At 29.7% G+C, this 11,412-nt stretch carries 11 protein-coding genes; 3 read left to right on the plus strand and 8 right to left on the minus strand.

Annotated features, from left to right (window positions below; genetic code table 11):
• Positions 1–52: 52 nt before the first annotated feature.
• Complete coding sequence (locus Q0649_RS17130; RefSeq protein ID WP_298844866.1) at positions 53–1,051, plus strand: inorganic phosphate transporter; 999 nt, start codon at positions 53–55, stop codon at positions 1,049–1,051.
• 143 nt (positions 1,052–1,194) lie between these two features.
• Here Q0649_RS17130 and deoD read toward each other — a convergent pair whose 3' ends face one another.
• Positions 1,195–1,908, minus strand: coding sequence for a purine-nucleoside phosphorylase (gene deoD / locus Q0649_RS17135; protein ID WP_298844868.1), 714 nt, complete (start codon positions 1,906–1,908; stop codon positions 1,195–1,197).
• 434 nt (positions 1,909–2,342) lie between these two features.
• Between deoD and nudC the strand changes: the two genes are divergently transcribed.
• A complete protein-coding gene (gene nudC / locus Q0649_RS17140) occupies positions 2,343–3,170 on the plus strand; it encodes an NAD(+) diphosphatase (protein WP_298844870.1) in 828 nt (275 codons plus the stop codon).
• A gap of 58 nt (positions 3,171–3,228) precedes the next feature.
• Positions 3,229–4,404, plus strand: a complete 1,176-nt coding sequence (locus Q0649_RS17145) for a DUF4317 family protein (protein ID WP_298844871.1) — start codon at positions 3,229–3,231, stop codon at positions 4,402–4,404.
• 79 nt (positions 4,405–4,483) lie between these two features.
• Here the strand turns inward: Q0649_RS17145 and Q0649_RS17150 are convergent, their stop codons facing one another.
• The 7 genes from Q0649_RS17150 to der all read right to left on the minus strand — a co-directional run.
• Positions 4,484–4,849: a hypothetical protein gene (locus Q0649_RS17150; RefSeq protein WP_298844873.1), complete on the minus strand. Its 366-nt coding sequence runs from the start codon at positions 4,847–4,849 to the stop codon at positions 4,484–4,486.
• Positions 4,850–4,976: 127 nt separating this feature from the next.
• On the minus strand, positions 4,977–5,708 hold the full coding sequence (locus Q0649_RS17155) for a TIGR03915 family putative DNA repair protein (protein WP_298844875.1): 732 nt from the start codon (positions 5,706–5,708) through the stop codon (positions 4,977–4,979).
• Positions 5,701–6,963: a putative DNA modification/repair radical SAM protein gene (locus Q0649_RS17160; RefSeq protein ID WP_298844880.1), complete on the minus strand. Its 1,263-nt coding sequence runs from the start codon at positions 6,961–6,963 to the stop codon at positions 5,701–5,703. Before Q0649_RS17160 ends, Q0649_RS17155 begins: the two co-directional genes overlap by 8 nt.
• A gap of 90 nt (positions 6,964–7,053) precedes the next feature.
• Positions 7,054–7,257 (minus strand): hypothetical protein, encoded by a 204-nt coding sequence (locus tag Q0649_RS17165; protein WP_298844876.1) that lies wholly within the window; start codon positions 7,255–7,257, stop codon positions 7,054–7,056.
• A gap of 242 nt (positions 7,258–7,499) precedes the next feature.
• Entirely contained in the window at positions 7,500–8,978 is a 1,479-nt protein-coding gene (spoIVA, locus tag Q0649_RS17170) for a stage IV sporulation protein A (protein ID WP_298844877.1), read from the minus strand.
• A 168-nt stretch (positions 8,979–9,146) separates the two neighbouring features.
• Entirely contained in the window at positions 9,147–10,139 is a 993-nt protein-coding gene (locus tag Q0649_RS17175) for an NAD(P)H-dependent glycerol-3-phosphate dehydrogenase (protein ID WP_298844878.1), read from the minus strand.
• 1 nt (position 10,140) lies between these two features.
• A partial coding sequence (gene der / locus Q0649_RS17180) for a ribosome biogenesis GTPase Der (RefSeq protein ID WP_298844879.1) occupies positions 10,141–11,412 on the minus strand: 1,272 nt, incomplete at its 5' end.

An 11,412-nucleotide genomic window follows, 5' to 3' on the forward strand; every position in this document is an offset into this window, starting at 1 on the left:
ATTGATGCTTGTGAAACACTTGCAAATGAAATTCGAGGAGTTGGTATGAAATATGCTTAGTTCTTCAATTATATTATTTGTAATAATTTTAGCTCTTGTCTTTGATTTTATAAATGGATTTCACGATACGGCTAATTCTATTGCTACAGTAATTGGGACTAAAGTACTTACTCCTATGCAAGCATTAGGAATGGCTGCAGTGCTGAATTTTGTCGGTGCTATGTTACATACAGAAGTTGCAAAAACTATTGGAACAGGAATAATAAATAAGGGTATAGCTACTCCACAAATTGTAGCTATAGCTTTAGTCGGTGCTATTATTTGGAACCTTATAACTTGGTATTTCGCTATTCCTAGTTCATCTTCCCATGCACTTATTGGTGGACTTTTAGGTGCATCTATAACTGCTCATAAACTAGATTTTTCTGTAGTTAATTGGAAAGGTTTTTTTGATAAAATAATAATTCCACTTATATCTTCTCCAATATTTGGACTTGTGTTTGGATTTTTATTTATGTTCATTCTTACTTGGTTATTTCATAAAGCAACTCATAAAAAAGTTAATGGTGTGTTTAAAAAATTACAAATTTGTTCTGCAGCTTTAATGGCATATAGCCATGGTTCTAATGATGCTCAAAAATCTATGGGTGTTATTACAATGGCTCTTATTGCTGGTGGATTTTTAAATGCAAATAACTTTGCCATACCCTTGTGGGTAAAAATTGCGTGTGCATTATCAATGGCATGTGGTACAATGATAGGTGGTTGGAAAATAATCAAAACAATGGGTGTTAATATGATAAAGCTAGAGCCAATTGATGGATTTGCAGCTGAAACTGCAGCTGCACTTACTATTCAAGCAGCAACTGCATTAGGTGCTCCTGTTAGTACAACTCATGTTATAACTAGTGCAATAATGGGTGTAGGTTCTTGTAAAAGGCTCTCTGCAGTTAGATGGAGCCTTGCGAGAACTATACTTGTTGCATGGGTTTTAACTATTCCATGCAGTGCCCTTATATCTTCATTAATTGCTCTTGCATTTTATAGATAATATAACATGTCTCAAATTAATAGTAGCTTTTATAATTAGACCTTTAAAAAAAATCCTCAATATCTTTTTATTGAGGATTTTTTTTATTTAATACTATTCAGTTTTTAAAATTTTTGCAAACTAAACAAATAATTGATTTGCTATTATTCTGCCATCTCCAAAGCTATTTCTATCATATTTGTAAAAGACTGTTGTCTTTCCTTAGATGTAGTTAACTCATGAGTTACTAAATTATCTGATACTGTTAATAAACAAGCTGCTTTCTTATTTAATACTTTTGCATTACTAAATAGAGCAAAAGATTCCATTTCTACACAAGTACAACCGTGCTTTTCATAAATCTCCTTATAACTATCAATATTTTTACTGTAAAATACATCAGAAGAATGAACTTTTTCTTTATGTAACAGAATTCCTAAATCATCTGCAATTTTTTCTAACTTTTCATTAAGCAAAGAAGATGAGTCAATAGTATCCTTATCATATCCACTCTGAACTTTTGCGTACGTAGATTCGCTCCAAGCCTCAGTACATAATATTACATCATACAATTTTAAATCAGTAGTGTACGCACCACAAGAACCAATACGTATAATATTTTCTACATCATAAAAATTAAATAACTCATACGAATAGATACCGATACTTGCCATACCCATACCACTAGCCATTACAGAAATTTTACGTCCCTTATATGTACCTGTATATCCAAACATGTTTCGTACAGTGTTAAATTTAATAACATTTTTTAAAAAAGATTCAGCAATAAATTTTGCACGTAATGGATCTCCTGGCATTAATACTGTATTTGCAATAATCCCCTTTTGTTTCACTTCAATATGTGGTGTAGGTATCATATTAAACCTCCTTATAATTGATTTACTACTTCTAAAGCAGTAAAAATAATAACTATTTACAATATAATTTAATTATACCAAATAAGATGATAAAAAGAAGTTATATAGTATATATATTTTTACTATTTCGAATTTATGTTAGTAAATATTTATTCATAATTGGTTTACATTTTTAAATTAGTTTACATAATTATAAGTATGTAAACTATATTTAATTATAGTTTAACTTGGCTTGATACTATTTTAAAATTTATTTTCATTAACAATATATGCTGATATTTATATTGTTAATGAAAACTTTTACATTTTTTTCTTTTAAATATCAAATCATATTCATATATGATATAATTACATGATATTTATATGGCCATTGAATAACATATTCTACTTATTAAATAGGTATGCTATAACAATAGATTGGAGATAAGATACTAATGCGTAAAGAAGAAAATAACACAAACTATATTCCAGGGGTAGTTTCAATTTTACCCAAAACAAATGAAGATTTATATTTTCTGTTTTGCAATAATAATTTACTTGTGAAACTAGATAATAATATAGCAATTATACCAACTATGAATGAATTAAAAAATTTAGAATTTGATAAAGTTCAATATCTCGGTTCTATAAACAGTAAGAATTGTTATTGTGGAGAAATAAATGAAGATTTTGTTATCCCAAATTTCATGATTTATATGAATCTTAAAGATTTAACCCACAAACTATCTGAAGACATATTTTGGATTAGTGGTCGAGCAATTCAAGTTGTAAATTGGAATAATGATCATGTATATTGTGGAAGATGTGGAACATTAACTCAAAATGTGGATGGAGAAAGGGCTAAAAAATGTCCAAAATGTACCCTTTCAAATTATCCTAGAATATCACCCGCCATAATTGTAGCCGTTGTGCGTGAAGGTAAACTACTTCTTGCTCATAACCTTCAATTTCCTAAGGACTTATATAGTGTAGTTTCTGGATTTGTAGAGGTTGGTGAAACTTTTGAGGAATGTGTTATTCGTGAGGTACAAGAAGAAACTGGAATTACTGTAAAGAACATTAAATATTTTGGTAATCAACCTTGGCCTTTCCCTAATTCTATAATGATTGGCTTTACTGCTGAATATGCAAGTGGAGAAATAAATGTGGATGGAGAGGAAATCAGCCATGCTAACTGGTATAGTCCAAATGAAATGCCTATAACTCCAGACAGTATAAGTATAGGTAAAAAATTAATTGATTGGTTTGTAAAAAATTATTAATTAATCAAGCCACGTGGTATAATTTCAATATAAAACAACAACGAAAAGAGGGTTAATGATGAATAAAAAAGAGCTTTCAGACATAAGAAAAGAATTTAAATTAGACAATGGTATGATAAAAATAGAAGAAATTTATAGTGTTTATCTAAAAAAAGATAATGTACAAATTGATTTTGAACCTGTTATTCATTCAGAGTTTGATTACTTCGATAGGATGGATGTTGATAAAAAAGAATTGTTTATTGGAAATTTTAAAAAGGTGCTCACGGGTGCAATTGATACTAAAATATTTGAATTAGATTTTCAAAATGTTGAAGATGACGATAATACTCAGAAATTTTTAACCAACGCTTTAAAATCAAAAACTAAAGATGAAATAGAGCTTCATATTAATAAAATCATTAATAAAATTACAGCTAACTATAGATATGAAACTGATATAGTGGTTACATTCATAAAAGCTGAGTACTATATAGGGTCAAGCCATAAGCATAATGATATTGATGAAAGTATCCATGATTCAATGAACGCTTTTGATTTTATTTTATCAAGTGTAAATAAAATAGATATTCCAAAAAGAACTCTAAAATTTGATTATACTGATAAAGAATTTAAAGCAAATTCAGTTTTAGATTCAGTTATTAATCTTAATTCTCCACTAGAGGGGTTTATGTTCCCTAGTCTTAGTAATGGTTATTCAGATTTCAATAAGTGTGTATATTATGCTTCAAAACCTAAGGAATTAAATACATATTTTATAGAAAATGTTCTAAACTGCGGGTTCAAATTTACTGCTGAAGATGAAAAAAATTGCTTTGGGGATATATTAAAATCTATAATTGGAGATAAAATAAAACCTGAACTTATGCAAGATATCTATGCTAATATATATGAATTAGCGCAGCAAGCAACCGACGGTGAAACCCCAATACTTGGAGTTACTGATGTAAAAAACATTCTTAATAATTGCGGTGCAGAGATCATCTCTGATGTGGAAACTGCATTTGAAGAAACTTGTGGTAGTAACTATAATTTTAAAACAAATAATATAGTACCCGAATTCAATTCTAAATCAATTAAAATCACTAGTGAAATAGCAAATATAACTTTAACTCCGAAGGATCTTAACTCTATTAAGCAGGTAAGAAACAAGGATGGTAGAAGATGCCTACTTATCGAAATTGAGGATGACATAGTTATAGAAGGTTTTAAATTAGAAACTGAAGAAATTTAACGACATTTCAAAATTGAAGATGAAGATTTAACAAATAAAAAAACAAGTCTTAGATTTAAGACTTGTTTTTTTATTTATATTACATATCTCTAGGGTCTATATCATTAATTTTATTTTTATTACCCCTAATGTACCATGTAGTTTCCTGTTTTTCTACACTATACACTTTTCCTATTATTTTTGCTTTAGACATAACTCCTGAAAGTGAACCAACAAATGAAGGTGTATTCAATTGTACCTTCTTAATCTTTTTACCAGTATCTATGTCTTTAACTGTAGGTTCATCAGGAATACACTCGTGTATCTCCTTACTAGTTTTTGCTGTCTCCTTACTAATAGCACCTAAGTCTTCTAATGTCTTGTAAATTGTTTCCATCATTTTTTTTCTTTTTTCCATACCTATAATAGGACTTTCAACCTGTATGTATTCTTCTGATTTCTTCATAATAATCGTTCCTTCCTTTAACTAACAGTAATTTAGTAAATATACTCATATACATTATATCATGATTTTAGTCATTTTAAAAACAATCAATAAAATATAAGAAAAATGTCCTGATATTCCCAAAGTGTTATTTCATTTCAATTAGATTATTCCAGTATTTCTTAGGCATATTCTGCATTTGTAATCTATTATTCTTTCTTTCTTTTATTGAAACACTTTTATGAAAGATCTTCCATAAGTTTTGATAAAACAATTCCTCTTCTTCATAACTTTCTAGTTTCTTAAATTTAAATTCCCTAATCATCCATTCATTATTCTCATAGGCTATAGCAAATTTTCTTTTAACATCATGAATTATCCACTTTTCATTTGCAAGTCTTTCCTTGAAATGATTTGCAATTAGCTCTGACACATTATATGTTGGTTCTATTGCTGCATATAATATGCCATTAAAATCTTGAAATCTAACTAATCCCAAAAACTTGTGGGCTTCAGCACCTACTTTTCTAGAATATTTTTGTATCTCATTTACAAATTCATTTACCATATAATCATTAACTGTACTACCTATCTTGAATCCTAATTGTATATATTTGAGCAATTTTAATTCTATACCTTGAACCTCAGATAAAAAGGATTGATATACATGAATTAATGTTTCTGTTGATATTTTCTGAACTATAGCTTTTGATACCTTATTGGATTTAACTGGATCACTTATTATGATATTATCATCAAATAATAAATTGAATGTATACCTGTCATCTCTCTCTATACAATCAGGCATTTTATTATAATAACAATTATATATAACAGATAAGAATCCATCAAAGGTGGAATCATAAATATATCTAAGCAAATAAATCACTCCTTAGATTAAACAAGCTTATTTGCTGTGGCCTATCAAAACTTTCATGATCTAATAGATGACTTTTAAGAGCCAACCTCTCCATACTCTTGTCACCATAAAATTTTCCACTACAAGTTATAAAAAACCTAGCTCTTTTAAGTACTACTCCTAGTTTTTTTAAGTTATCGTATGAAAGATTACAAAGCCTTCTTGCTCTTACGATTCTAAATGCAGATTTTACTCCTATTCCAGGCACTCTAAGAAGGGTCTCATATGCAGCATTATTCACCTCTACTGGAAATTTATCTAAATTATTTAATGCCCAAAATGCTTTAGGATCTAAATCCGTATCAAAGTTAGGGTTTATGTCATCTAATAATTCACTTGCTTTAAATCCATAGTGTCTTAAAAGCCAATCTGCCTGATACATTCTATGTTCTTTAAGCAGTGGCGGTGTTGTTTGAATTGCTGGCAGATTTACATTCTGCATCACTGGTACATAAGCAGAGTAATACACTCTTTTAAGTCCAAAGGTCTTATATAGACCCTCTGTAAGGCTAATGATGCTTAAATCGCTTTCATTAGTTGCTCCGACCATTATCTGTGTACTCTGACCACCCGGTGTAAATTTAGGTGCCTTAAACCCTCTCTTCTTATATTCAGTTGACTCCATTATACTATGTTTAATAAGGGCCATAGGTTTTAAAATGTCCGCTTTGTTCTTTTGCGGTGCTAGAAGCTTTAAGCTTTTCTCTGAAGGAAGTTCAATATTTACACTCATCCTATCAGCATATAGTCCAGCCTCATAAATAAGTTTTGGATCAGCTCCAGGAATAGCTTTTACATGAATATATCCATTGAATTTATGGACTAATCGTAATTCTTTTATTATTTTAACTAAATTCTCCATAGTGAAATCCGGACTTCTTTCTACACCAGAACTAAGAAATAATCCTTCTATATAATTTCGTCTATAAAAATTTACAGTTAAATCTACTATCTCTTTAGGTGTAAAGCTTGTCCTTTCTAATTCGTTACTAGAACGATTAATACAGTATTTACAATCATATATACATTTATTACTGTACAAAATTTTAAGCAGTGAAATACATCTACCATCCTGTGTCCACGAATGACAAATTCCAGATGATGCTGCATTCCCAATTCCATCCTTTGTATTCTTTCTATTAGAACCACTTGAAGAACAAGAAGCGTCATACTTTGCTGAATTCGATAATATCTCAAGTTTTCTCATTACGTCCATCATATCACCTCGCAAACGTTTGTTCTTATTTTATCATGTTTTATTCTAAATTAAAAGAGTTATTTATTGGTTTTTTTACTTTAATATGTATTATAATATTTTTATTAAATACAATCCATCATCTAAAATACTTTGTTCACAACTAAACTTAACCCCCACGTCAATTAATTCAAAACAAACATCTCTAGTACTATTTATATCAAATAAACATTTACCTTTCTCATCTAATGCTTTTATTGCATCTTTATGAATTCCTTCTCTAATTAAACTCTCTTTAACATCTTTATTTAACACTTTTAAACCTCCGATTAAATTATACTTCTTACATAGCAACAAATTATTAATGTATTTACCTTATTGTACACTAAATTCATAGTATATATATTACGTATTATAAGTTTTCTTAACTCTACTAAATATTAAAAGCCTGCAACCATTTCGGTTACAGGCTTTTGATGGTATGGTGATAAAATTTAACTAACCTCTTATATGATACTCAGCCCATTACCATCAAAAATGATACATTGTACTACAGTTTATAAAATAATACATATTAAACTACCATTACCTTCATTTATAATCCTTTGTAGGGTCTTTTGAATTTTCACTTGAACATCATCAGGCATTTTAAATAATTTATTTTGTAGACCCTCTTTAACTAATACTTCTAAAGACTTACCAAACATATTACTCTGCCAAATTTGTGATTTATCATTCTGAAATTGATCTAAAATGGATTTATAGAAATCTTCACTTTGTTTCTCAGTACCCATAATAGGGGATATTTCTGTTTGTATATCAGCCTTAATAAAATGAAGCGATGGTGCCGATGCCTTCAATTTAACTCCATATCTACCACCGTGTTGAACAATTTCCGGTTCTTCTAATGTCATTTCCGAAAGCTGTGGTGCTACTAATCCATAGCCTTTTTCACGAACATCTTTTAATGCACCTGCAATTTTATCATATTCAACTTTTGCTTTTGAGAATTCTCCCATTAGTTTTAATAAATCATTTTCACCTTTGATTTCACAATTACAGGTCTCACCAAGTATTTTATAAAATAATTCATGTTCAGGAATTATTTTGACTCTAGCTGTACCTTCTCCCATGTTTACTTCATCAAGATTTGCCGATTCCAAAAAATCAACTTCCTTAAAACTTAGTAAAGATTTGGTTATATCACGAACTTTAAAAATATCCTTGCACATATCTTGTAAAACTTTCATAAAATTAACTTTAACCCAATGTTTAGAACTTAGATTTTCTATCCATTCTGGCATATCTATGTTAATTTCCTTAACTGGGAATTCTTTAAGAACCCTTTGAAATATATTAGATATATCATTCTCATTCATGTTTATAACATCCATAACTTGAACTGGCACATCATATTTTTCTTCTAGTTCTCTTCCTAACGCTATTGTTTCAGGTGAAGTTGCGTTACTAGAGTTTAAAACCATTATGAAAGGTTTATTAATTGATTTAAGCTCATCTACCACTCTTGCTTCAGCTTCTAAGTATTCGTTTCTTTCAATTCCAGTAATAGAACCATCAGTTGTTATTAAAAGTCCAATAGTTGAATGTTCATTAATTACTTTTTTTGTTCCAATTTCTGCTGCTTCTTCAAATGGAATTTCATGATCATACCAAGGGGTATTAACCATTTTAGATACTTCACCTTCTGCGTATCCAAGAGCTCCTTTAACAATATAACCAACACAATCAACCATTCTAACTTTAAACTTTGTACCACCATCAAATTCAATCTCTACTGCCTCATTTGGAACAAATTTAGGTTCAGTAGTATGAATTGATTTTCCTGAACCACTTTGAGGAAGTTCGTCTTTTGCTCTTTCTTTTTTATGTGGATTGTCTATGTTAGGAATTACCATAAGCTCCATAAATCTTTTTATAAATGTGGATTTCCCAGTTCGCACAGGTCCCACTACACCTACATAAATATCTCCTTGTGTTCTTTCCGCTATATCTTTATATATATCAAAATTATCCAATATATACCTCCCACTACTTATTATTATCAATATAAATATACTTTAGATTTCATTAAATTATTACTAATGATTAAAAAAAATATAAAAAAATCCAATTTTTATTAATTTCTTAATAAAAATTGGATTTTTTTTGTTTTTTAGTGAATTGCCTTTAATAACTTAATACAATTAAAACTCACTTTTTTTATTTCTTGACATTAATTCATATACTCCATATTTAGGATCTTTACCTTCAAATAGTACTTTGTATAATACATCTGTTATAGGCATAGAAACTTTTTCTTTTTCTTTAAGTTCATAAAAAGCTCTTATAGCCTTTATACCCTCAACTACCATACCTATATCATTGCAAGCCTTCTCCATTGGAACACCTTTCCCAATTAGAATTCCAGCTTTTCTATTTCTACTATGCATACTTGTACAAGTTACTATAAGGTCACCCATACCTGTTAATCCATAAAATGTTTCTATTCTGCCACCAAGCCTAGTACCTATTCTTATAATTTCATTCATGCCCCTTGTCATAAGTGCAGCTTTAGCATTATCTCCATAACCTATACCATCAGATATTCCTGCAGCTAACGCAATAATGTTTTTAACTGCTCCACCAATTTCTACTCCTATAATGTCTTCATTGGTATAGACTCTAAATTTACTAGTCATAAAAATATCTTGAACAATCATTGCACATTCCATCTGTTTAGATGTGACTACTACTGTTGTAGGTATATCTAAAGCAACCTCTTCCGCATGGCTAGGACCTGAAAGTATAACAATTGGGTTACCTAGAATTTCTTCTTCTATAACCTCTGAAATTCTTTTTAATGAACCCTCTTCGATTCCTTTTGCAATACTAACTATAATTTGATTCGGTTTTAAATATGGCCTTATCATCTTACTTATAGTTCTTATAACATGTGATGGAACTGATAACACAATTATATCGACATCATTTATAACCTTCTCTATATCAATAGATGCTGTTACTTTTGATGGTACTATAATACTTGGTAAATATTTAATGTTTTCTCTCTTTATATTTATATCATTAATAACACTGATTTTTCTATCCCAGATGTTAACACTAGTCCCTTTTTTCGCAAGCATTATGGATAATGCAGTACCAAAACTACCTCCGCCTACAAAAGCAACCTTAGACATTTTATTCCTTCCTTTCTCTAAATATAAGCTTTATACCTGTTCCACTAAACTCAAAACTGTTTCTCAATTGGTTTTCTAAATATCTTTGATAAGAAAAATGTAATAAGTTAGCATTATTTACAAAGAACACAAATGTTGGTGGTTTAGAATCTACCTGAGTAACATAAAATATTTTCAATCTTTTATTTGCTACTGTTGGAGGCTCGTTCATAAGCACAGCTTTGTTTATAACCTCATTTAATATACCTGTACCAATTCTTTTTGAATAATTATCATAGCACTCTTTTATAGATGATAATACCTTATGTACTCTTTGACCTGTTTTGGCAGATATAAATAAATATGGTGCATATGCCATAAAGTTTAAGCCCGCTTGGATTCTCTGTTTAAACTCAAGCATAGTTTTAGTATCTTTCTCTATTAAATCCCATTTATTCACTATAACTAGAATTGCTTTTTTCATTTCATGAGCATACCCTATAATTTTCTCATCTTGATCACTTAATTCTTCAGTAGCAGTTATCATAAGTATAACCACATCAGCTCTCTCAACAGCAGCGAGTGACCTAATAACACTATATCTTTCAATGCCATCTTCTACTTTACTTTTTCTTCTTATTCCTGCAGTATCTATAAGAACAAACTTTCCTTCTTCAGTTTCTAATTTACTATCTATAGCATCTCTAGTAGTACCTGCTATATCAGTTACTATATTTCTTTCTTCTCCAAGCATTCTATTTATAAGTGATGATTTACCAACATTTGGTTTACCTACCACTGCAACTTGAATATATTCTGCATCTTCTGTATTTGAATAAACACTATCAAAATGCACTACTACTTCATCTAACATATCTCCAAGGCCTAACCCTTGAGTTGCTGAAATGGCTACTGGTGTGCCTATTCCCAAATTATAAAATTCAAAAGCATTTGCTTCAAGTTCTAAATGATCTATTTTATTTACTACAAGTACTATTGGCTTTTTGCTTTTTCTTAACATTTGTGCAACTTCATAATCTGAACCTGTAAGTCCTTGTTTACCATCTACTATAAAAATTATAACATCTGCTGTTTCTATAGCTATTTGTGCCTGTCTTCTCATTTGAGCTAAAATGATGTCTTGACTTTCAACTTCTATACCACCAGTGTCAATTATTGTAAAATTATGTCTTAACCAATCTGCATCCGCATACACTCTATCTCTTGTTACGCCTGGTGTATCTTCAACTATTGATATTCTCTTACCTGCTAATTTATTAAATAATGTAGATTT

This window comes from uncultured Clostridium sp. (assembly GCF_937920395.1).
GTDB lineage: Bacteria > Bacillota > Clostridia > Clostridiales > Clostridiaceae > Clostridium_AD.

Bases quoted from the DNA above. Each gene is read 5' to 3' on its own strand.
- Q0649_RS17150 (WP_298844873.1), bottom strand. From the start codon at position 4,849: ATGAAGAAATCAGAAGAATACATACAGGTTGAAAGTCCTATTATAGGT.
- Q0649_RS17175 (WP_298844878.1), bottom strand. From the start codon at position 10,139: ATGTCTAAGGTTGCTTTTGTAGGCGGAGGTAGTTTTGGTACTGCATTA.
- nudC (WP_298844870.1), top strand. From the start codon at position 2,343: ATGCGTAAAGAAGAAAATAACACAAACTATATTCCAGGGGTAGTTTCA.
- deoD (WP_298844868.1), bottom strand. From the start codon at position 1,908: ATGATACCTACACCACATATTGAAGTGAAACAAAAGGGGATTATTGCA.
- Q0649_RS17130 (WP_298844866.1), top strand. From the start codon at position 53: ATGCTTAGTTCTTCAATTATATTATTTGTAATAATTTTAGCTCTTGTC.
- Q0649_RS17145 (WP_298844871.1), top strand. From the start codon at position 3,229: ATGAATAAAAAAGAGCTTTCAGACATAAGAAAAGAATTTAAATTAGAC.
- Q0649_RS17160 (WP_298844880.1), bottom strand. From the start codon at position 6,963: ATGGACGTAATGAGAAAACTTGAGATATTATCGAATTCAGCAAAGTAT.